Annotated in this window: 20 protein-coding genes; 9 read left to right on the top strand and 11 right to left on the bottom strand. The window is 38.1% G+C overall.

What is annotated here, in order from left to right; translation table 11 throughout:
• Window positions 1-218: 218 nt before the first annotated feature.
• The 5 genes from DUT69_RS11220 to DUT69_RS11200 form a co-directional block, all read right to left on the bottom strand.
• Window positions 219-1,934 (bottom strand): ABC transporter ATP-binding protein, encoded by a 1,716-nt coding sequence (locus DUT69_RS11220; RefSeq protein WP_113653304.1) that lies wholly within the window; start codon window positions 1,932-1,934, stop codon window positions 219-221.
• Between the two features lie 45 nt (window positions 1,935-1,979).
• Window positions 1,980-2,702: a 3'-5' exonuclease gene (locus tag DUT69_RS11215; protein WP_113653303.1), complete on the bottom strand. Its 723-nt coding sequence runs from the start codon at window positions 2,700-2,702 to the stop codon at window positions 1,980-1,982.
• A 380-nt stretch (window positions 2,703-3,082) separates the two neighbouring features.
• Complete coding sequence (locus tag DUT69_RS11210) at window positions 3,083-4,477, bottom strand: arginine decarboxylase (RefSeq protein WP_113653302.1); 1,395 nt, start codon at window positions 4,475-4,477, stop codon at window positions 3,083-3,085.
• A gap of 209 nt (window positions 4,478-4,686) precedes the next feature.
• The gene (locus tag DUT69_RS11205) at window positions 4,687-5,922 is read right to left on the bottom strand and encodes a DUF2931 family protein (RefSeq protein ID WP_113653301.1); all 1,236 of its coding nucleotides are present in this window, start codon (window positions 5,920-5,922) and stop codon (window positions 4,687-4,689) included.
• Window position 5,923: 1 nt separating this feature from the next.
• Entirely contained in the window at window positions 5,924-6,979 is a 1,056-nt protein-coding gene (locus DUT69_RS11200) for a hypothetical protein (protein ID WP_113653300.1), read from the bottom strand.
• A 252-nt stretch (window positions 6,980-7,231) separates the two neighbouring features.
• On the opposite strand from DUT69_RS11200, the gene DUT69_RS11195 reads away from it, so the two are divergent.
• Genes DUT69_RS11195 through DUT69_RS11185 form a run of 3 tightly spaced genes read left to right on the top strand, consistent with a single transcriptional unit; the run spans window position 7,232 to window position 9,134 of the window.
• Window positions 7,232-8,059 (top strand): XAC2610-related protein, encoded by an 828-nt coding sequence (locus tag DUT69_RS11195; protein WP_162796293.1) that lies wholly within the window; start codon window positions 7,232-7,234, stop codon window positions 8,057-8,059.
• Window positions 8,056-8,838: a hypothetical protein gene (locus DUT69_RS11190; RefSeq protein ID WP_162796292.1), complete on the top strand. Its 783-nt coding sequence runs from the start codon at window positions 8,056-8,058 to the stop codon at window positions 8,836-8,838. The genes DUT69_RS11195 and DUT69_RS11190 overlap by 4 nt, the downstream gene beginning before the upstream one ends.
• Complete coding sequence (locus tag DUT69_RS11185) at window positions 8,835-9,134, top strand: hypothetical protein (RefSeq protein WP_113653297.1); 300 nt, start codon at window positions 8,835-8,837, stop codon at window positions 9,132-9,134. Before DUT69_RS11190 ends, DUT69_RS11185 begins: the two co-directional genes overlap by 4 nt.
• A gap of 16 nt (window positions 9,135-9,150) precedes the next feature.
• On the opposite strand, the gene DUT69_RS11180 is transcribed toward DUT69_RS11185, so the two are convergent.
• The 4 genes from DUT69_RS11180 to DUT69_RS11170 all read right to left on the bottom strand — a co-directional run bounded on the left by DUT69_RS11180 (window position 9,151) and on the right by DUT69_RS11170 (window position 12,449).
• Complete coding sequence (locus DUT69_RS11180; protein WP_113653296.1) at window positions 9,151-9,729, bottom strand: PhnA domain-containing protein; 579 nt, start codon at window positions 9,727-9,729, stop codon at window positions 9,151-9,153.
• Between the two features lie 57 nt (window positions 9,730-9,786).
• Window positions 9,787-9,933: a hypothetical protein gene (locus DUT69_RS19270; RefSeq protein WP_162796291.1), complete on the bottom strand. Its 147-nt coding sequence runs from the start codon at window positions 9,931-9,933 to the stop codon at window positions 9,787-9,789.
• A gap of 35 nt (window positions 9,934-9,968) precedes the next feature.
• Window positions 9,969-10,880, bottom strand: coding sequence for a citrulline utilization hydrolase CtlX (ctlX, locus tag DUT69_RS11175; RefSeq protein ID WP_113653295.1), 912 nt, complete (start codon window positions 10,878-10,880; stop codon window positions 9,969-9,971).
• A 123-nt stretch (window positions 10,881-11,003) separates the two neighbouring features.
• Window positions 11,004-12,449 carry an arginine deiminase family protein gene (locus DUT69_RS11170; RefSeq protein WP_113653294.1) on the bottom strand — a complete coding sequence of 482 codons (1,446 nt, stop codon included), beginning with the start codon at window positions 12,447-12,449 and terminating at the stop codon, window positions 11,004-11,006.
• Between the two features lie 257 nt (window positions 12,450-12,706).
• Here DUT69_RS11170 and argS point away from each other — a divergent pair, with 257 nt between their 5' ends.
• Both argS and DUT69_RS11160 read left to right on the top strand, forming a co-directional pair.
• Complete coding sequence (gene argS / locus DUT69_RS11165; protein ID WP_113653293.1) at window positions 12,707-14,479, top strand: arginine--tRNA ligase; 1,773 nt, start codon at window positions 12,707-12,709, stop codon at window positions 14,477-14,479.
• A gap of 151 nt (window positions 14,480-14,630) precedes the next feature.
• Window positions 14,631-15,440 carry a sulfite exporter TauE/SafE family protein gene (locus DUT69_RS11160; protein WP_240186709.1) on the top strand — a complete coding sequence of 270 codons (810 nt, stop codon included), beginning with the start codon at window positions 14,631-14,633 and terminating at the stop codon, window positions 15,438-15,440.
• A gap of 373 nt (window positions 15,441-15,813) precedes the next feature.
• Here the strand turns inward: DUT69_RS11160 and DUT69_RS11155 are convergent, their stop codons facing one another.
• Window positions 15,814-16,938: an AI-2E family transporter gene (locus DUT69_RS11155; protein WP_113653292.1), complete on the bottom strand. Its 1,125-nt coding sequence runs from the start codon at window positions 16,936-16,938 to the stop codon at window positions 15,814-15,816.
• A 255-nt stretch (window positions 16,939-17,193) separates the two neighbouring features.
• On the opposite strand from DUT69_RS11155, the gene mnmE reads away from it, so the two are divergent.
• From mnmE to DUT69_RS11140, 3 genes are all read left to right on the top strand, one after another.
• Window positions 17,194-18,552, top strand: coding sequence for a tRNA uridine-5-carboxymethylaminomethyl(34) synthesis GTPase MnmE (mnmE, locus tag DUT69_RS11150; protein ID WP_113653291.1), 1,359 nt, complete (start codon window positions 17,194-17,196; stop codon window positions 18,550-18,552).
• Between the two features lie 370 nt (window positions 18,553-18,922).
• Window positions 18,923-19,480, top strand: coding sequence for a helix-turn-helix domain-containing protein (locus DUT69_RS11145; RefSeq protein ID WP_113653290.1), 558 nt, complete (start codon window positions 18,923-18,925; stop codon window positions 19,478-19,480).
• Between the two features lie 13 nt (window positions 19,481-19,493).
• Window positions 19,494-20,606 (top strand): tyrosine-type recombinase/integrase, encoded by a 1,113-nt coding sequence (locus DUT69_RS11140; protein WP_113653472.1) that lies wholly within the window; start codon window positions 19,494-19,496, stop codon window positions 20,604-20,606.
• On the opposite strand, the gene DUT69_RS11135 is transcribed toward DUT69_RS11140, so the two are convergent.
• Window positions 20,603-20,953 (bottom strand): helix-turn-helix domain-containing protein, encoded by a 351-nt coding sequence (locus DUT69_RS11135; RefSeq protein WP_113653289.1) that lies wholly within the window; start codon window positions 20,951-20,953, stop codon window positions 20,603-20,605. The genes DUT69_RS11140 and DUT69_RS11135 overlap by 4 nt on opposite strands.
• Window positions 20,954-21,165: 212 nt before the next feature.
• Between DUT69_RS11135 and DUT69_RS11130 the strand changes: the two genes are divergently transcribed.
• Window positions 21,166-22,167: an SDR family oxidoreductase gene (locus tag DUT69_RS11130; protein WP_113653471.1), complete on the top strand. Its 1,002-nt coding sequence runs from the start codon at window positions 21,166-21,168 to the stop codon at window positions 22,165-22,167.
• Window positions 22,168-22,485 lie beyond the last annotated feature (318 nt).

Genomic DNA, 22,485 nt, shown 5'->3' with positions numbered 1-22,485 from the left:
TTATTTTTAACTATTGTCATTAAATCTATGGGCTTTTCTTCCTAAACAAAAAGTATTTTCACGCAATCGGGTTTGTTTAATTCCAGCTTGTGGGTTATCGCTTTTGTAGTTAGGCGCAAACCAAAGAGTGTTTGGTTTAAGAAAAATCATCACATCGGGCGGATGGTTTGTACTATTGACAAGATTTTTTTCTAACCTTCCAAATCTTAGTAGAGTTTTTAAATCAATTCTTTTTTGCCAGGGATTGCATCAATTAGTTTCTTAGTGTAGGCCGCTTTCGGGGCGTTGTAAATGATTTCAGGGAAGCCTTCTTCTTCAATTTTTCCTTTATTCATCACAATCATTCTGTCAGAAATGTGTTTTACTACCGCTAAATCATGCGAAATAAATATATAGGTTAAGCCAAACTCTTGTTGTAGTTCTCGCAATAAGTTTAACACTTGCGCTTGCACCGAAACATCTAATGCAGATACTGATTCATCGCAAATGATAAACCTAGGTTTTAACGCCAATGCTCTTGCAATTACAATTCTTTGTCGTTGTCCGCCAGAAAATTCGTGCGGGTAACGATCAAAATGATCAACATTTAGGTTAACTTTTTCGAGTAACGAAAGTACGTGAGCTTTACGCTCTTTATCATTTTTGAATATGCCATGTACTTGCAAAGGCTCCATAATGGCATTGCCCACCGTAACTTTTGGATTTAACGAAGAGTAAGGGTCTTGAAAAATAATTTGAACATCTTTGCGCATCTTTCTCAAGTCGGCCTTTCCTAATTCGCTCAGGTTTTCTCCATCAAAAATAATATTCCCCGAAGTTGGTTCTACCAGTCGCAAAATACTTCTGCCTAAGGTAGTTTTTCCACAGCCAGATTCGCCCACTAAGCCCAAGGTTTCTCCTGGAAATACATCAAAGGAAATATTGTCAACTGCTTTTACATAATCGGTAGTTTTACCAAATAAACCTTTTTTAATAGGGTACCAAGTACACAAGTTCTGCACTTGCAATAAAGGTGGTTGCGAATATAATTCGTGTCGTCTTTGCGCTATTTCCTGATCTGTAAAACTGTTGATGTCCAGCAAATGTTTAACGCCGATGGCTTTGTCTTCATTTAAGAAATCGGCAACTACAGGTAGCCTTTTTAGCCTACGTTGTGGAGCTGGCCTACAAGCTAATAGCCCTTTTGTATATGGGTGTTGCGGATTTTCAAACAATTGCTTCGCTGGGCCTTGCTCTACAATATTGCCCTTGTACATTACCAAAAGTTCATCGGCAATCTCACTGATTACTGCTAAATCATGTGTAATGAAAATAAGGCCCATGTTGCGTTCGTCTTTTAAGCGCAACAGCAGTTCTAATATTGTTTTTTGTACCGTTACATCTAGTGCGGTTGTGGGTTCATCGGCAATCAAGAGTTCAGGATTGCAACTTAATGCCATAGCAATCATTACCCGTTGTTTTTGCCCGCCAGAGAGTTGGTGCGGATAACTTTCAAAAATATTTTCTGGTCTTGGTAATTGTACTTCGTTAAAGAGCGCTATAGTTTGCGCTTTTGCAACGTCTTTACCAACCTTTTGGTGCAACATGATAGCTTCCTGAACCTGGAAACCACAGGTAAACACGGGGTTTAGCGAGGTCATGGGTTCTTGGAAAATCATCGCCATTTTATTGCCACGATAATTTCTTATTTCGTTATCGCTAAGTTTTAAAATGCTGATGTTATCTAATTCGATTGTACCCTTTATGTCGGTATTTTTCGAATCGTGCAAGCGCATAATAGAAAAGGAAGTAACGGATTTGCCTGATCCACTTTCGCCTACGATACCTAAAACTTTACCTTTTGCAAGTTTAAAGCTTACTTTGTGTACGGCCTCGCTCCAAGTTTTTTCTTCTCGGCTGTAAAATGATATGGCAAGTTCTTTAACTTCTAACATTAATTACTAAGGTAGCATTTATACCTGATTTTAGCATTCTTTGCTTTAATTTTTGGTTGAAGCTATAGAAATGTGTTCCTCTAATATTGAATCCAATCCTTTAAAACGTAATAGAATTTGTGCGGTGGTAATTACATCTTTTTGGCAGTAGCTTACAATTCTAGGAAGATCGTTTTCTAAATAATACACATCCTTAACCATGCTGCCATCAATATCATCTTTAGGTGTTGGGATGTTAAAAATAGCGGCTAATAAATTTAATGAGGTGTAGTTTTTATGATCACCAAACTTCCAGAGCTCCATAGTATCGATGTGGTTAATTTCCCATGGTTTTTTGCCTGCTATTTGCAACTGCGTTGGAATTGTAACTTTGTTAACCAGCATCCGTCTACACAAATAGGGAAAATCAAATTCTTTACCATTATGTGCACACAAAATTTGGTCGTTAGGTTGCTGTTGCAAGAGTTTACTAAATTGGCTTAATACTTCAACTTCGTTATTGCCTGAATAGGAGTTTACCCTAAAATGCAATTGGTCCTCTACCAAGTGAAATAAGCCTACACTAATGCAAATGATTTTGCCAAACTCCGACCAAATGCCTGCACGTTCGTAAAATTCTGCAGGCGTTTTATTATCCTTTCGCTGAAACTCTGTTTTGTTATCCCAAAGGGATTGCATGTGTTCGGGCATTTCTTCGAAATATTGATACAGCGGAACGGTTTCTATATCAATAACAAATACTTTATTTAAATTAACTTCTTTAAGCATACGAGAAATATGTATCGTTATTTTAAATAGGGATAATGGAAGTTAGTGAAAATATTGCGAATTAGCCAAATGATAGTATTACAAGCCTATTTTATTTAAACCCGACTTAGCGAAAATACTTTTTTGTTAAAACATTATGCTTGGTATTCTCAGCTTGTTCCAGACGTTGAAAGTTTTAAAAAACAAAAAAGATTGTAGCGAGGGCGGGACTGAATTTACCGATTAGCTGTTTTTTGCTTTTCTAATTTAAACGTCCAGATTTGCAATAAAAGCAGAGAATTCTTTTTACTAAGTACCATCGATAGGAAGATTAATAAATAAAAAATCCCTCCCGAATACCGGGAAGGATTAATAGTCTTATCTCTTTTATCTTTGCTATTTTAAGAAGTATAACCCAGGATTTTTAAAACCTGTTTACTATTTTGCTCTTCGCCGAAAACCTCAAAATTGAAAGTTTCATCTCTGTTTCTGCGAATAATTACGTGTTTAGGGCTAGGTAATAAACAGTGGTGGATACCGCCATAACCGCTTAAAACCTCTTGATAAGCACCCGTGTTAAAGAAACCTAAATATTGTACCTTACGGGTTTTAGGCATGAAAACACTGTTCATGTGTGCTTCTTGGTTGTAATAATCCTGACCGTCGCAGGTGATACCGCCTAAGTTTACACGTTCGTATTCTGCATCCCAGTTATTAATTGGCAGTAAAATGTATTTCTGATTTAATGCCCAAACATCTGGTAGGTTGGTAATAAAAGAACCGTCTAACATTAGCCACTTTTCGCGGTCGTTTTGTTGTTTACGGCCTAAAACCTTGTATAAAATACCCGATGCTTCTGCAACTGTATATTTTCCAAATTCTGTGATGATATCTGGCTCTATTACATCGTGCTCGGCACAAATTTCCTTAATCCTTTTTACAATTTCATTAACCATGTATTCGTAATCGAAATCGAATACCAAGCTATCTTTAAATGGCATACCGCCACCAATATCTAACGTATCTAATTCTGGATTAATTTTTTTGAATTTGCAGTATAGCGTTACATATTTCTCCAATTCGTTCCAATAATAAGGAGAATCTGTAATGCCTGAATTGATGAAGAAGTGTAACAACTTAACTCTAAAGTTAGGGTTGCCGGCGATTTTGTTGTTGTAGAAATCTATAACATCTTCCATACGTACACCTAAACGAGAGGTGTAAAATTGAGAATCTGGTTGTTCTTCTGCCGCTATACGGATACCCAAGTTGCAAGGCGTATCCATTTCAATTTCATCATCGTAAAGGTTAAATTCTTCTTTGTTGTCTAAAACCGGAATGATGTTTTTATAACCGTCGTGCAACATATCTATAATATATTGCTTGTATTGATAGGTTTTAAAGCCGTTGCAGATAACTGTGATATCTTTGGTTAATGCACCTTTTTTCTCCAAAGCTTCAATCATTGGCATATCAAATGCCGAAGAAGTTTCTAAGTGGATGCCGTTCTTTAAAGCTTCCTCTACAATGTGGCGGAAGTGCGAACTTTTTGTGCAGTAACAATACTTATAATCGCCACGGTAATTATTTTTGATAATAGCCGTTTGAAACAACAACTTTGCTTGCTGAATCTTTTTGGTAACCATAGGTAAGTAGGTGAAACGCAATGGCGTGCCATAGGTTTCAATCATTTCCATTAAATTAAGGTCTTGGAAGTACAATTCGTCGTCTATAACGCTGTAACCTTCTTGTGGAAAACCAACACTTAAGTCAAGAAATTCTGAGTAACTCTGCATTTATATCAAATAATTTTTTGCAAAAATGTAATTAAAAATCGAGAATTGATGTAGTAGTTTAAAATTATTCGATTAATAACTTAATTTTACTTTAGCTAAATAATTTAAAATTTTAGAGCGTTGGTTTTAACAACAAACGGCAAGCGCAAAAGTTAGGTAAAATAACTACAGCTAAAATAAACGTGTTTTAACTAATGTTATCCATGAGTTTAGTTTTTTTCGTTTTGTTTAACTTCTTGCCATTCTAGCAATCGCAAGGGCGATGATGGATGGAGGTATATATTCTTAGCAAAATCGGGATCGTTTACTGGCGTAATTACAATTTGATAACCAACTTTGCCATTATTGTATCGGTAATCGCTTACAGTATATTTTAACGCCTGCTTTTTTCTTTCATCTACCGCATAGCGGATGTCTTGATCGTTAGAATTTGCCAAATAGAACGCGACCAAATCACCCAATAGTAAAGTTTTTTCGTCAAAAATTCTTTCTTGTTCAAAAAAAGCGGTTAACGGTGGCATGCCTTTTTCAATTAAAATGGATAGTTTTCCTTTTTTATAGCGTTCGGTTCTTATTGCAATAAGTATTTGTTTAGTAGTTGATGTGCCGTCTTTTTTATATGATACCACGTCTGCATTTCGCCATCGTACCTTTATCAAATCGCCCTGCGAATAAGTTTCTGGCAACTTGTTTTGGCTAACAAAGCCTAAACTATCTTTGAGTTTGTGAACGAGGAGCATTTCTTGCTGGCCAATTTTTTGTTGCGTTATATAGGTATAAATGCCATTAAAAATACCGTCGGTAGCTTCTTCATTACCAAAACTTAAGCTTGCATTTATTTCATCTCGCTCGGTATTGCTAATTTTGTTGTACATGCGTTGCATATAAGCGGTCTGATCTTCTTCATTTTCCTTCGGAAAAACTTCCCAATTTGGGTCATGGGTTTTTGCAGTAAACTTTTGTATTTCTTGAAGGCCTTTCGTACCCTTGGCCCAAAGTATAAATTCCCCTTTGGGTGCCAAACCAACGATAAGCTGTTTACCATTGGCGGTTCTAAAAATACTATCCAATTTTTTGGCCGGCAATTTAACCGATGTTTTGTAAAAAAGCTTTTCTCTTATAGAAAGCCATTCTAAATTTAAGCTTACCGGCAGTGGAGCCAACGTTCCAATGGTATCACCATTGCCAACGCCCCATTTGCCACCCAACGGTTCAAACTGTTCCTTGCCAAAATCGCTAATGCCCAAGGTAACCCCATCAGGACTGATGAAATTTGCGTTAACTACTACCATAGGCCATAAGTATTTATCGCTAATAGCACTGCCCCAAGTATATTCAGGCAAAGCCGATTTAGCCTTTTTCGGAAATAAAAAATCACATGCTGATAATAAGGCAATTGCCGTAATTGCCATCAAGAGCGCTAAATTTTTCTTTTGCTTTTCCATATTATTTCTTCGGAATAATTATGTAACAACCATCTAGCTGATGAACATGATCATTGTCGTAACCCACAGTAATTAATTTAAAACTGTACTCTGGTGCCTCAAAAAAGTCTAATTGTCCCCATTGATAATTGTTGTAATAGGGTGCAAAACCTGAATTTTCTTCTGGGTAGAAATTGATGGTGTGCTTAAATTTAAGCGTATCGTTTTTTATAGGAACGTGAAAATAAGCCATCCCTTCCCAATTAGCTGGTCTGCTCGTTGGCGCTGGCGCAAAAGGCGATGGCGAGGTTGCCGAATTATAATGTTGCTTTAAAAAGTAATCGATGTAGATAGGAGATTTTTTATTCTGCCAGTCGTAAAAAACGCCATCTATATATTCGTTCACTCTTGGTAATAATAAAAAGTTAGTTTGAAATTTATACTCCACCGCCACGTCCATATCATTTGGAGTATAAATTTTTTCAACCAATCCATTAATAAATGCCGTGTAGATTATAGAATCACCTTCGTTATCTACTTTTAATGCTACAGATTTTTCTCGCGTTTGGCTTAAGAGCATAGTTAGTGCATCTTTGCCCATGCTCAAATCCTGGTTAATTATTTTGTATGGGATTTTGTCTGTTTTTCCATTCTGTAAATAAGTACTATATGTATTTTCATAAAGAATAAATCCAGCGTGTTCATAGCCAAAATCTTCGTCGCTACGCGTGGTAATACTGTCCAGCAACTTTCCAGATTTGTCTAATCTATAATACGTAGATGAAAGTAGGTTATTTTCGTTATCGCTTTTAGCTTTAAACTCTTCAAGTTTTTCTATAATCAACACATCATTTACCGTGTCTTTGTAAATCTGTTTTGGTCTGGCACCGGTAAACAGTGTAATAACCTTGAAATTTTCAGATTCTATTTTTTCGTTTAACGATGGGTAGGTTTTATATTTTTGAGGGAGTTTAGACAGAAAATAACCTTCGCTTCTAAAATACGCACGCACAAGAAAAAATGCCACGATGCTTAAAACGGCAATCAATAAAACACTAAACATTTGTTTCTTTTTCATTTGGGTTTATGGTTTAATGCGTTAACTACAAACTAAAATAATATTAAGTTTTAAGCAAAACACCGTGTTTTATTATTAGCCTGTTTTCAATCTTTATTTGCGTGTTTTGCTTTATTATTTGAATGCAACATGATTTCGCTTTGCGAATAATAAAAGAAATTAGACGAATATAAACGCTACTTTAACGGATAGTTAAATGATGTGTTTTTTTAATAGTGTAAATGTATTTTAGTATATCATTTTAAAAAAAGGATGAAAAGATCAACGATTTACCTTGTCATTTTTGGAATTTCCCTATTGCCTAATTTTCTGTTGGCGCAAATGAAATTCAAGTCTATTGGAGAAAAGAAACCAATATATTTTCAGTTGGGCTATTCGGGTACAAAAGGTGCTTTCGTTTGGTATAAAGGCCAAACTCAACCCATTCCTTTAAAATTAAAATCGCTAGATATCGATAGTAGTGATAGAGATTCTGGTCAGCCTAATTTTAATACTTACAAATGGACAGAGGTTTATAATGGGAAAGTTACTGGCGAGTACGGTTTTACCGAATGGCCAAGAAACGTAGAGGATATTTATTATAAGCGATATAGCGATGGGAGAGTGTTTAAATTTAAAGTTGATGAAAGCGAAGAATACGATGGCAAAAGCATGGCGCTGCTACACAATGTTCAATTTCATTTTTATTCGTTTTATCAAGATAGCCTGCGCATAGTTTACCCTAACGGGATTAAAAAAAACTTTTTGTTAAATCCTTTGCCTGAAGATAAGGATAGAGCGAGGTATGTTTATGTAGAAGATTATAATTTTGATGGAATAGACGATATAGCCTTTTCTGTAACTGACGGAGAGGGTTTGGTTGTTGCTTATGATGTTTTTATCTACAATAAAGTAACTAAGCAATTTACGAAGCTGACAGCTCCGGCCGGTGCAAAGGGCTGTGGAGAATTTACCAATTTGAAAATAAATGCTGAGCGAAAAGAATTGAGCACAACTTGTAAATCGGGGCCGAGATGGCTCGGATACACTTATAAATTTAACAGCGCTGGAAAGCTGTATTTATTGAAAAACGAGGAATGAAGAAGCTATCAGGTTTCGTTTGTATGTATTTGATGGTTCAGCTCTGCTATGCACAAAACCATATTTATCATAGTTTGGCGTCAGAAATCAAAAAGAGCATCAGCTTTGCTGCGACTTATAGCTACAACAATGAACCAGATTATAATATAGATAGTTTGTGTTTGGCTACCGCGAAAAAATCTGTAAAACTATTGGCTAATACCAATTGGACGAATGTCAATTACAAAGCATTGGGTTTACGATTATCGTTAACCAGCGGCGATAGGACCGAAATAAAGATTTTTAATTTCGGTTACGATTGTGGCGGAACCCGGAGGATTATTACTCACCCTATTATTCAATGGAAAAACACTTCCGGTAAAACTTTTGCTTACAATTTATCGAGTAATATTAATTGTGATTTTAATGAAATTTATAAATTAAAAAGCCCAGGGAAAAATCGTTATTTATTAATTGGACAGGAATCTGGAGACGGGAATTGCTACCAAAGTGTTGCTTATGTAATAGAAATTAGAGGAGATCACTTAATAATTGATCAACCGGCATTTGCTGATCTCGGATATATTAACCTATGCAATATGGAGTTTGATTTTGACTCAAAAACACAAATTCTACGCGGATTATTGGCGCATGCATCACTTCGTAGTGATCTTGATGCACTTATGCCGGGTGTGAAAACTGAAAAACTGAAAACATTAATCGGCAAAGGTTACTATAGCGAACCTAGCGAGTTTAGCTTAAGATTTGACGGACAAAAATTTGTAAAAATAGAACGATGAAAGTTATAATTAAACATCTTTTAATACGCTTGGCTATTTTAGCAGTACCCTTATTTAGCCTGTTTTTACTTTACTATTTTCTTTATGATCCTCATACCTTGTGTGTAGGAGACTATCACAGGCATACCGGCGGACCATTTGGTTACGTGTTATTGGCCGGCGCAATAGTTGTTTTTTGGGGTATTGCCCTAATAGCCGAAATAATTTTGCGATTAGTTAAGAAAGATAGAACGAGCTCTCTTATTAATTTGTTTTTATTGATTTTTGTGGTACTATTTTTACTCTTCTTTTTATAAGAAAATAGGATTTGTACTAGCCTTTTCTCAGGTATTTTGTTAAAATAACGATGGTTTGGCCTTCAACCTTTCCTTCAATTTGTTCGGTATTGTCATGCACCAAGCGTATGTTTTTTACAACGGTGCCCAATTTAGCGCTAATGGTAGAGCCTTTCACATCTAGCGTTTTAATTAAAACAACGGTGTCGCCTTCTAATAGTCTTGCGCCATTGCTATCTTGATGAAATTCTACCGTACCATCTTGTTCATGGTCGCCGGTTTTCTTTGCCCATTCTAAAGTAGCTTCATCTAAATATAAAATATCCAAACTATCGGCAGCCCAACCTTCGTTTCTCAACCTACTTAACATTCTCCAAGCAACAACTTGTACTGGCGCAAATTCGCTCCACATGGTTTCTGTTAAAACCTTCCAATGTTCTGGGTTAATCTGTTCGCTTTTTTCAATTTGATCTAAGCAAGTTTTGCAAACTAAAACGCAATTATCGGCATTAGCATTATCAGTTGGTGGAACTTCGTAAACAGATAGGTTGCCTTCTGAAGTACATAATTCGCATTTATTGCCTGATCGATCTTGAAGTTGTTGCGCTAAAGACATATTTAGTTTTGATTTTCGGCGAAAGTAGCGAAATAAATTTTAGTGGCTGGATATTTTTTAGTGATTTTCATCATATTTAGCATACGTAAAGCTAGTGTGCCGTGGCTCGTTTAAGTCTTCGACTGTACCAGGACTGACACGGTAAATTGGCTCCATTTGGTAAACTGCATCTGATTTTCCTACGCCATTTAATGAGATTCTCATCGGCCGCTGGTTCGAAATGTCGGTTTGTTTGAGAACTACTTTATAGGCAAATGTACTTCTGCTAACATGCACCTTGCGCTACCACCACCGTTTTGTTCTATCATGTATAAAGGTGCATGAATCAACTTTGCGTATTTAGAAAGCGAAGTAATTTGTGTTTCATTTAGCACTTTATAAGCTTGCTCAGACATGACCAGTAAACTATCTTCATTTGCGTTTTTAACTTGCAGCATATTTCCCGCAAAGTGGTTCATTTGATCGAGACTAATTTTGATAATTTCTTTGCCAGAAAGAGTTAATACTTTCTGTACAAAATCACGTTCGTATAAATTTGGGATTGAATCAAGACAGATTACTGCAAATTTATCGCCAATACACATCATCACATTGGTATGGTAAATTGGGTAATTTGTGGCGTCTACTGCATTAAATATTACCGATTTATATCCGGCCAACTGACAAAAATTATTAAATGCTTCTACCTCCGTACGCACACTTAAACAAGCATAGGCAATTTTATTTGCTCTATCTAAAACCATGCTCCCTGTACCTTCTAAAAAAATATTTCCATTTTCGTAAAAGCTTAAATCATTAATATGGCTTATTTCGAAATTCTTTTCTAAAATTTCTAATATTTCTTCTCTTCTTTCTAACCTACGGTTTTCAGAGAACATTGGATAAAGAAAAACAGCGCCATCTTCGTGAAAAGAAACCCAGTTATTTGGGAAAATAGAGTCTGGAGTAGATGGTTCTAAAGTATCATTAATTACCGTTACATCTACTCCGTTTGAACGCAGCATTGTTACAAAACCATCAAACTCTTGTAAAGCTTGCTGTTGTACATCTCTCTGCTCACTAGCTTGCTGAAATTTATTGTTGCCTGCCGTTTGTTCGTTGAACTTAAAATCAACAGGGCGAATCATTAAGATGTGGGAAGTTGTTTGCATTTAAGGTAAAAGCTAAAAGGCGAAAGGTTTAAGGTAGCAAAACGCCTAAAATAAAAAAAAATCTTTATGTTGGCGTTAACATAAGCACCAGGGCCCTCTACCTTATGCCTTTCACCCTTAATATTACAAATTGTCTCTTAATATCGGCAAACTCATACAATGGAAACCACCTCTTGCTCTAGATAATTCTGCCGAAGGCATTAAAACTAGGGTGTCGGTAATGGTCTCAATATCGGCTTTGCCACTTTCTAAATCCTTAATTAAATCCTTAACGTCTACAATGTTAAAACCAGCTTCTTTAAAGGCTTCTACAGTTTTGTCGTTCCTGTCGTAGCCTAAAACAACGCCTTCTTTTAGGGCTAATAAATTACAAGAATCTGTCCATTGCTCTCTCGAATCGTAAGGGAAAGTATTATTTCCGCTGTAAATGATTTTTGTAGGTTCGCTGCTATTTAAATCGTTCTTACTAATATCATTTAACAACGCTTCTACATGTTCAAAATATTTCGGTTCTCCGGGTTTGTCTTTGTGAAATTGAATGGCAGTTGTAGCTTCTAACTGCTCTGGCTCTTTTAAAAAATTAATCGGCTCATTCGGATTAAACTTAGGCGAGTGTGCAATTGAATTTAAAATAACCCAAGTATTACGTTTAACCTGTGTAAAAACCGTATCTAGGTGCATATAGTCTCGTTTTGCTGGAATTTTTACCACCGTAACTTTCTCTACTACATTGTTTTCGAACAACAATTTTATAGCTTCGTTTGCACCGTGTTCAGAGGTGCGTTCGCTACAGCCAATTAAAACGTGGTTCTTGCTAACCATCATTACATCACCACCTTCTAGCGTGGTGCTAAAAGCTGGTTCATCACCAGGTCTTAAAAAGTGCATGGTAACATCAGGTATTTCTAAAATGTTGTTTTTATAATTTGCAAAAATAGGGTGATTAAAAAAGATGTATCGCATTAAAAGCGTTTCGCGAACACGAGCTTTTTTTGCTGGTTTATTTAGTAAAATATGATTGTTAATAGTGGTGCCAACATCTCTGGTGAAAATTAGATTCGGAATTGGAGCAAAAATCATCGTATCATTTGCCAAGGTGCCAGAAATAAAAATTTCGGCAAGTTCCTTAGGGTTGGTATCTGCCAATTGCATTTGCACTTTATAGGTACATCCTTCTATTGCTGCCACCGCTGCTACCAATTTTTTTCTGATAGATTCGTTTTCCAAAACCTCGCTCAAAAGGTTTTGCACCTCGATAACGGCTTTGGAATTATGAAAATCTGCGTGATTTGGCTTGAAGAAATTTCTATTTGCTTCTTCGCTATCAATTTCTGCTAGTTTACCTCTAATCTTATCAGGATCTAAGAAATACATTAACAATTTAAGGTAATAATCGTATTCGCCTTTGCGGATGGTATCTAAATGAACAATGTCTTCAAAAAGCCAATCTTGCGCTTTAGAGGGCACAACTTTTCCTAAACCGCTGTCGGGGCTGTGGATAAGTAACTTTCTAAGTCGGCCAATTTCTGTATTTACACTAACGTTAAAGTTTTCTTGTGCTTCGCTCATATATTTGGTTTGTTGTGTTACAAAGCTATCAGATTTTTTCAAAGTCCGAAAGGCTGAAAGATTAGGAAGAATGGTTTATGGGTATAGTTGGCTCTTTAGTGATTGCGTTAGGGATAGGAGCGGCATCCTTTTAGCCCGAGCGTAGCGAAGGAAAGCTAAAAGATATAGCGGATAGCCCGCCCGAACGCCCAAATTATTATTTTTAAAGCATCAATATGTTTCTTTCAGCTTTAGTGTTTAATCGCTATTTTTGCTTCATGAATTTTATAACTACCGCCACTATAGATGCCGTAAAGCAACTTTACAACCAAAGCATTGAAGAAAGTGTGCTTAATATACAGGAAACGCGTAAAGAATTTGAAGGACAGGTTACTATCGTAGTTTTTCCGATTACAAAAATATCTAAACAATCTCCGGAGCAAACGGCTACGGCAATTGGCGAATATTTAGTTGCAAATGTAGCGGAAGTTACTGCGTTTAATGTAGTTAAGGGATTTTTGAATTTAAGCATAGCTGATAGCTATTGGTTAAATTTATTTAATAATGAATTGCTGAGCGATGATTTTGGTAAGCCTAAACCGAACGGTAAAAAAGTGATGGTAGAATATTCATCGCCAAATACCAACAAGCCACTTCACCTGGGCCACGTTAGGAACAATTTACTAGGTTATTCGGTTGCAGAACTGTTGAAAGCTGATGGCTACGAAGTTTTTAAGGTAAACTTGGTAAACGATAGAGGTATACACATTTGCAAATCGATGTTGGCTTGGGAAAAATGGGGCAATGGAGAAACGCCAGAAAGTTCTGGATTGAAAGGCGACCATTTGGTAGGCAAATACTATGTAATTTTCGATAAAGAATATAAAAAGGAAATTGATGCTTTAAAAGCCGAAGGGCAAACTGAAGATGAGGCGAAGAAAAATGCGCCTTTAATCAAAGAAGCGCAACAAATGCTTTTAGCTTGGGAAGCTGGCGATAAGGAAGTTATCGATCTTTGGAAAAAAATGAATGGCTGGGTTTACGACGGTTTTGCGGTAAGTTACAAAAACCTGGGTGTAGATTTTGACAAATATTATTACGAAAGCAATACCTATTTGTTAGGAAAAGATACGGTAGATGAAGGGTTGGCAAAAGGGGTTTTCTTTAAAAAAGAAGATGGTTCTGTATGGATTGATTTAACTGCTGATGGCTTGGATCAAAAACTGGTTTTACGTGCGGATGGTACTTCGGTTTACATTACCCAAGATTTAGGTACCGCCCAGATGAAATACGATGATTTTGGCATGGACCAATCTATTTATGTAGTAGGTAACGAGCAAGATTATCATTTCAAGGTGTTATTCTTGATTTTAGAAAAATTAGGCAAGAGCTGGGCGAAAGGTTTGCATCACCTAAGTTATGGGATGGTTGATTTACCTAGCGGAAAGATGAAAAGTAGGGAAGGAACCGTTGTAGATGCTGATGATTTGATAGCGGAAATGATTGAAACCGCAAAGCAAAAAACCGAAGCTTTAGGTAAAACGAACGATTTCGCAGAGGCGGATAAAGCTGAATTGTATTACAACATTGGCCTGGGCGCCTTGAAATATTTCTTACTAAAAGTTGAACCGAAAAAACGTTTGTTGTTCGATCCAAACGAAAGTATTGATTTTCAAGGAAATACTGGTCCGTTTATTCAATACACACATGCTAGGATAAAATCGCTGTTAGCAAAAGCAAACTTCCAGTTGGATGTAAAGCAAAGCGAAGTAGCTGGATTGGAAGCAACCGAATTAGAAATGATTATGCTTTTAGCTAAATATCCGGCTGAGTTAAGCAATGCGGCTAAAGCTTATAGTCCGGCATTTTTAGCCAATTATTTATATGAGGTGGCTAAGCTTTTCAATAAGTTTTATCACGAAGTACCGCCAATTGTAAAAGAAGAAAATCAAGTTGTAAAAGAACATCGCTTAAACATTTGTAAAGTAACTGCAGACGTACTTAAAGCCGGAACAGCTATTTTAGGCATAAACGTGCCGGAACGGATGTAAAACAAAATTTGTTTTGGTTATTTCTAGCTAAAAAAGTGGCTAAAACACTTTGCATCGTTCAGTTTTTTTATCACAATAAAACTTACGAAGTTCAAGCATGAAAATGTTGGAGACTTCGTAAGTCTACATCAGCTGTGCTCGGGCGTAAATCATGTATTTTAATTATGAAGCAAGTAGCGTTTTAATGACAAACTTCATCCAAGAACTTATACTGCTTTGTACAGTAGCCTTTTGTGCTGGTTTTGTAGATGCCATAGTTGGTGGCGGTGGATTGCTGCAAACGCCGGCAACATTATTAATTTTACCTCACTATCCGGTAGCTAGCATTTTCGGTACTACAAAAATACCATCGCTTGCTGGTACGAGTGTTGCAGCCTATAAATACGCTAAACAGGTTAAATTAAACTATAAAGTTTTAATAGCATGTGTATTGGCAGCGTTTTTTGCCGCATTGTTGGGTGCGTATTGTGTTAGCTTAATTGATAACGCTGTAATTAAACCCGTAATTCTCTGTATTTTAATTGCGGTGGCTATTTATACTTTTTTTAACAAACAGTTTGGCATACAACAACATAAAGCACATTCTGTTAAGAACCAAGTTTTGTTGGCGGCATTATTTGGATTTATTATTGGCTTTTACGATGGATTAATAGGACCCGGAACAGGTTCGTTTTTGATTTTAGTATTTGTTGCGGTATTGGGATTCGATTTTATTGGTGCCAGCGCACATGCTAAAATCGTAAATATTGCTACAAACGTGGCAGCTTTAATCTACTTTGGATCTACTGGTCACGTATTATTTGAATATGCCATGCCAATGGCGATATTTAACGTAGCTGGTTCTTATTTTGGTGCGAAACTCGCTTTGCTTAAAGGGAATAAGTTCGTCAGGATATTCTTTTTAATCGTAGTTTTTGGGACGATACTGAGATTTGCATGGGATGTTTTGAAATTTAACTGATCATTCGTTTTAACTTGATATTAATTTTGCCGTTATAATTACTTCATTAAACCGCTTAGGATATTCTAGAGGCTATCGATTTTTAGCTTTCGTTCTTGCTCTTTATTTTCCTCTGGTTATTAAAAACAAAACCATTTATGCAATCTGCTGTTGTTTTAAATATATAACAATCGTAAAACGGAAGGGTAGCCATTTGTTGGTTGCCCTTTTTCATTTAAAAACTATGGATGATTTAAGTAAGGCAATATTAGGCGTTACATGTTGCCTAATCGGGATTATTATTTTCTATTTTATTTTTAGAAAAAGTCCCAGCAAATAAAAAAGGCGAACAAGTTTTTAAACTTTGTTCGCCTTTTTAGTATTTTTCAAAATACTATTTCTTTGAAATTACGCCACTTCTTGTATCAATAGCTTTCTTTCTTCTAAAACTTGGGAACTGCATTGGGCTTTTCTCAGGTCGCTCATCGCCAAGTAAAACTCCCCACTGCTTAAACTGTTCGGTACGGTCGAAAATGATTTTAAGCACCGCAATAATCGGTAATGATAAAAACATACCGGAGACGCCCGCAATGGTACCTCCCAGTAAAACCCCGAGAATAGAGAATAGTGCATTTATTTTTACTTTAGAGCCTACAATGCGAGGCATTAAAATGTTATTGTCTAAAAACTGCACAACCGCGATTACCCCTAGAACAGTAATTACGGGCCACAATTCTGTAGATGAAGTTAGCGTAAGCAATACACCAATGATGTTACCTACCAAAGCACCTACGTAAGGAATTAAGTTTAGGATAGCGAAGATTACGCCAATTAACAAAGCATGTTTAATACCAATAATCATCAAAATACCGCCCAATAAAACGGTCATGTAAGATACCTGAATCAGCAAGCCGATTAGGTAACTTTTAATGATTGATTCTGTCTCATATACAGCTTCTTTAACTTTAGGGTGATCATCTGTCTTGAACCACATAAAAGTGAAACGCAACAAAATATCCTTATAAAAAAGAATTAAATAAATATAGATTGGCAGCAAACCTACGAAAATGAATACTCCGCTCAATGTTACCGCGGCGCCACTGGCAACCTTACCACCCATAGAAAGCAGGTCGTCACTCTTTTCGTTTATGAAATCGGTTTGTTTTTTAGTTTCAATGCCTGTTAAATTTGTAATCCACTCTTGCAATGAGTGCAGGTGTTTTGCTACATTCTGTTTTATCTGCGGAAAATCATCAACCAAGGTGCCGATTTGAGCAGAGAAAAACCAAACTATCCCAGCTATAAAAATAGCTACCATTAAAATTGGTAAAATAATAGACAGCGATTCGGGTACTTTATATTTTCGCAAAAAGCGATAAATAGGCAGTAGCATAATGCTTACAAAAAATGCCATTATAATTGGCATAATAATGTCTCTACCTACCACTAAAATGGCAATGGCAAGCACTAAACCCAATAATTCTATTGATCTTTTAACGGTTAGTGGAAGTTCTTTCATGGAAGTTGTTCGTTTATTAAGCAGATTAACATTAATGTAACGATTTTGTTTGTTTTCGTTTGGCGTTTTTTCGCTTATCGTCTACGCCTTGTAGTTTTAGCGTTTCCACTTTACGTTTACAATCTTAAAGCTTTGTCCCTAACGAAATCTAAAACTTAAAACCTACAACCCTAAAACGTACTACTTAAAACTTACAACCTAAAACTTATAACTTAAAACTTACAACCTACAAACTAAAACTCATAACTTTGCAAAATGTACAACCAAGATACCATTGTTGCTTTATCAACTCCTCCAGGAAGTGGCGCTATAGGCGTTATCCGTTTATCAGGACCAGAGGCCATAAATTTAACCAATTCAGTTTTTGCAGGTAAGGATTTAAGCAAACAAGCTTCGCATACTTTGCATTTCGGCCTAATTAAAGAAGATGATTTGATTATCGATGAAGTGGTGGCAGGTTTGTACGTTGCGCCTAGATCTTATACAAAAGAAAATGTGGTTGAAATTTCTTGCCATGGTTCTAATTATATCATTCAGCAGATTTTAAACTTGCTAATTAAAAAAGGAGCGAGAGCTGCTAAACCCGGCGAATTTACTTTGCGTGCTTTCCTAAACGGAGCGTTTGATTTAAGTCAGGCAGAGGCCGTGGCCGATCTAATAGCGTCTGATAGCAAGGCATCTCACGATGTGGCACTACAACAAATGCGTGGTGGTTTTTCTACGGAGTTAGCCGGTTTACGAGAGCAATTAATTCATTTTGCTTCGATGATAGAATTGGAACTCGATTTTGCGGAGGAAGACGTAGAATTCGCTAATCGCGATCAATTAAAAGCATTGATTCTTAAAATAAACAATGTTTTACACCGATTGATTTCTTCTTTTGAAATGGGCAATGTGCTTAAAAATGGCGTACCAATTGTTATTGCCGGTAAGCCGAACGTAGGTAAATCAACCTTGTTGAATGCACTTTTAAATGAAGATAGAGCCATTGTTTCTGATATAGCCGGAACAACGAGGGATACCATTGAAGACGAATTGAATATTAATGGTATTATCTTCAGGTTTATTGATACAGCCGGCATTAGAGATACTGCAGATATAATTGAAGCTAAAGGAGTGGAGCGCACGCTAGAGCGAATGAAACAAGCCAAACTCATCTTGTACATGGTTGACGCACTGCAAACGCCTGATGAATTGGAAGAACAATTGACTGATTTAAAGAAAATAGAAATTCCTTATTTAGCCATTGTTAATAAAGCCGATTTGTTTACAAGCGAACAAAAAGAAGGCTTTGCAAAACAAGAAGTTTTATTCTTGTCGGCCAAGGAAAACATAGGAGTGGATGAGTTGAAGGAAGCTTTATTAGCAAAGGTTAACCTACACGCCATCAATACCAGCGAAACTCTCGTGTCAAATATTCGCCATGTAGAAGCCCTAAAAAATACGAAGCAGGCCTTAGCCAATGTACTAAACAATATTGATAACCCTGTAACTTCAGATTTTTTAGCAATGGACATTAAACAGGCCTTACATTATCTTGGTGAGATTACTGGCATGGTTACTACAGATGATTTGTTGGAAAATATATTTAGCAAGTTTTGCATCGGCAAATAGGTGCACAAAATAAATCAAAAAAAATCAAATTAAAACAAAGTAAACCATTTAACTTCAATTAGTTAGATGGTTTTTTGTTTGACTGGATATTTGGATTTTTGCCGGTATTTTGATTAAATTTGTCCCTAGATTGTTCGCCGCAGAACAGTTTGTCCCCTGTTGTCAAAATGCCGGGTGACTTAACTTGACAAAACAGTACACTTTTAACTAAAATTAACCAGAACTGGGCGTAATTATGCCCGATGGTCGATTTCTTCGAAAAGCCTCATCCTAGAGAGAAAAAAGTGTTATTGGCGGTTGGGACAAAAATTAATAAATATTTTTTTTACTGGGATCATCGGTTGTTACCGATCCCATAAACGATCCAGAGATGAGTTCAAACATCACCGTTATTCGCGTGTGCGATTATTGTTGCGACAGTTTCGAGGCAAAGACCACTGTCACCAAATTCTGCTCTACCAAATGTAGGAGCGCATACTATAAGCGAAAAATCCGAAACCAGAAGATCGATGTCAGCAACAAAAAGACTGCATCGCTATTGCCAAGCCATTTCGACCTGGTCCAATCTAAGGAATTTCTTACCGTTAAGGATCTTTCCATCATGCTCAACAGTTCAAGGCAGACTATCTACAACCTCATCAATTCCGGTAAGCTAAGGGCAGCTAACATCTATATGAAAAAGACGCTCGTTGCAAGGTCCGAGGTAGATAAGCTATTCCTGCCTCCAGATATTTTGCCAGCGATACCAGATATCCAGAGCGTGATGAAGATAGAGGCCTGCTATACAATCGGCGAAGTGGAGGCGAAATTTAGTGTTCCCGGCAAGACCCTTTACGACATTATCAAACGACAGGGCATACCAAAGCTGAAGGTTGGCAAGTTTACCTATGTACCCAAATCGCGAATTCACGAAATCTTCAATCGTTAAAAACAATGTAGCCATGTCAAAAGTAACCTTAAGAAAAAAAGAGCTTGCATCGGGAAGAATCAGTTTCTTCCTGGACTATTATCCGCCAATTCCTCATCCCAGCAATGGAAGGCCGATCCGTAAGGAATACCTGAAGTTGTATATGGTCAAAGACCCGAACAACCAAGTCGATAGGAACTTCAACAAGCAGACCGAGTTGATCGCACAGAACATTAGGGCAAAGCGCCAGCTTGATATCCAGAACCGCCAGTATGGATTCCTGTCCGCCGAAAGGTTGATGGGCAGCTTCATCGATTTTTTCAGGAATGTTGTCAGAAAGAAAACCGGTACAAACTCGGACGTCTGGTACATGGCACTTCGTTACCTAACCGATTACGCGGGCCATGATGTCAGATTTGCCGACCTCAATGTCCACTTCTGCGATGAGTACAAGGAATACCTCCTTTCCGCACCTGGGATCAGCGCAAGGAAAACGCCAATTTCCAACAATACCGCACTCAGCTACTATAACAAGTTTAGGCATGTGCTCAAACTCGCCTACAAGGCAGATTTTTTGACAGTAAACATTTATGACAAGACGGATGCAATTAAGGAGTATGATACCCAACGTGAATTTTTGACGATTTTCGAGTTCCAGCGTTTGGCAGACGTAAAGATTAATCCGGAGATGATGAAGAATGCGGGATTGGTGTCAGGGTTGACCGGCCTTCGCTTTTCCGATGTAAAGGCACTTAAATGGAGTGATTTGAGGGGCCAATCCGGAGAATATTATATCCACTTCCGCCAACAGAAAACCAAGGGCGTACAGGTTCTTCCGATCTCCGATCAGACCTTTTCGCTCTTTGGGGAGCGAAGGAATCCCGATGAGCACGTTTTCCCGGATCTCAGGTACGCCAGGCTTCGCGCCTTTATGGACAAATGGCTGGGGCTGGCAGGGATTGAGAAGCATATAACCTTTCATTGTTTCAGGCACACATTTGCCACCTTGCAACTTTCAATGGGAACCGATATCTATACCGTTTCCAAGCTGCTGGGGCATAGGGACATCAAGACAACACAGATTTATACAAAGATTATCGATTCGAAAAAAAGGGAAGCGGCAACAAGGATTACCTTGGAGCTCTAGTAAATATATTTTCTGGTCTTTGGAAGATGGCGGATCCTGAGTTCCGCCTCTTTCTGCAACTGATAGACGCTCGTTTTATTGTTCGCCTGCATCAGCTCTATCAGCTCCTGCCTGTTGAAGAGCAGGCGTTTACCTGATTTAAACGCTGGAAGCTCGCCCCGGCTCACCTTGGTGTAAATCGTGGAAATTTTCAGCTTCAGAAGTTTCCCAGCCTCGGCGACATCCAAAACTTGCGGAAGCTCGTCCTTTTCCTTTTCATTAGGTGCGAGAAGCTGCTCTATACTTCTCAGTCTTTGAAGAATTTCCTCAATGGCTTCTGGTAGTTTCTCGAAAGTTAATTTTTCCATTTATTAGTCCGCTAGCACGAATATTGGAAAATGCCTTTCGGATTCTGGACAATCACAATGGGAATGCCTACATAGAACTTTTGAAGGCGCGTGCTCGGCTGGCACCGACTGGCCGGTATTTATTCCCTACGCTATTGTGAACAATTGAACAATTTTTAGCCTTCGATGTTTTTTATCCAACCGGCATGTTGCCGGGTAGCTTAATGAAAAACATGAAAAAAGATTTGATGAACAGACGTCAGGCGGTAGCTGGTCTTGGCGCCGGCATAGCTGGACTTGCAATTTCTCCAGTTTTCGGATCGGAAGGAATTTCTTTCGAGCAAGATAACCTTGCTCCGCTACAGGATCCAACAACCAAATATCCGAGGCCTCCGTTCAAACCACAGCAACAACCGTTTCCAGGTTTGGCGTCCAAGATGGATCCAAAACCTGACCACGGAGAACAAACCTATAAGGGCTCGGGACGTTTGGCCGGCAGGAAAGCGCTTATAACTGGCGGGGATTCGGGTATGGGCCGAGCTGCGGCGATTGCATTTGCAAGGGAAGGCGCAGATGTAGTGATCAACTACCTTCCTGCCGAAGAAGAGGACGCAAGGGAAGTAATCGAATGGATAAAAAAGGCTGGCAGAAAAGGCTATGCCATACCAGGCGATCTTAGGGACGAATCATTCTGCAAAAGCCTGGTGGCCCAAAGCGTTCAGAAATTAGGAGGACTTGACATTGTGGTAAGCAATGCGGCAAGGCAACAGACCAAACCGTCCATATTGGATATTACCACCGAGGATTTCGATGCAACCATGAAAACAAATATATATGGCCCTTTTTGGCTTCTGAAGGCATCAATTCCGCATCTAAAACCAGGTTCCAGCATTATCGTTACCACTTCTGAACAGGCCAACGATCCCAGCCCAGAGCTTTTTGACTATGCGCAGACCAAGGCTGCCAATACCAGCACCGTGCGTTCTCTTGCCAAGTTCCTGACGCCAAAAGGGGTAAGGGTGAACGGCGTAGCTCCAGGCCCAATTTGGACACCTTTGCAGGTTGGCGGAGGAGCAACAGACGAAAAGTTGAAGGAGTTTGGAAAGGCTACCCCGATGGGACGACCTGGACAGCCGGCAGAATTGGCCTCGATATATGTGCAGCTGGCCGATAACGGCGCAAGCTACTCTACAGGCCAGATCTATGGGGCCATGGGTGGAGGCGGTCAACCCTAAAAAGCCTCCATTAAATCTTAAATGGGTTTAAGGCTTTATCCATCGTTCTTGCAGGGAAGGCGGGACCGATTTACTTTTGATGCGGGCAACGGGAAGAAGAGAGTCTCAAGCCCTTTGGATTATTGCCCGTCCTTCGCCGGTCAAGTTTTCCGATTGGCTTTCCTGCTCAATATTTAGCAATGGAGTCCCGTGGAGGATAAACGGGGCTCCTTGTATCCATCAGCTATCGCTTTGTTTTTTATGCTGCCTCCCTTTGACCATTGTCAACTCATCCTGATGCTATCCGCCATTTTTGAACCCTAAATCATAGGGTCATGG

This window comes from Pedobacter namyangjuensis (assembly GCF_003313325.1).
In the GTDB taxonomy this organism is placed as follows: Bacteria; Bacteroidota; Bacteroidia; order Sphingobacteriales; family Sphingobacteriaceae; genus Pedobacter; species Pedobacter namyangjuensis.
The sequence above is the reverse complement of the archived record's forward strand: the minus strand, read 5'-3'. Positions and strand labels throughout refer to the sequence as shown.